1 protein-coding gene is annotated in these 319 nt (G+C 42.9%); it reads left to right on the top strand.

All coding sequences use genetic code 11. The features are described 5' to 3' along the window. Positions 1–319: RNA-guided endonuclease InsQ/TnpB family protein (locus tag A1019T_RS11650; RefSeq protein WP_143514128.1), on the top strand; the 319-nt coding region annotated here is incomplete at both ends.

Raw genomic sequence — 319 nt, 5'->3', positions numbered from 1 at the left:
AGATAACAGCTTAATTGTAGTTGGTGATGTTAAATCTCGCTCATTTACAACTAGAAAAACCAATCTAGCTAAATCGACATATGATGCAGGATGGTTTGAACTTAAACGACAACTGGAATACAAATGCAAGCATGCAGGTTGTCAGCTTGAGATCGTAAATGAGAGTTACACTACCCAGACCTGTTCGCACTGTCGCAAGATAAGCGATAGTAGTCCGAAAGGTAGAGCAGGCTTGCGAATAAGAGGATGGACTTGTGCTGAGTGTGGCACATGGCATGATAGAGATATCAATGCTGCTAAGAACATCCTTGCGGTCGGG

The organism is Psychrobacter piechaudii (genome assembly GCF_900162825.1).
In the GTDB taxonomy this organism is placed as follows: domain Bacteria; phylum Pseudomonadota; class Gammaproteobacteria; order Pseudomonadales; family Moraxellaceae; genus Psychrobacter; species Psychrobacter piechaudii.
This window is presented reverse-complemented; position numbering and strand designations above follow the sequence as displayed.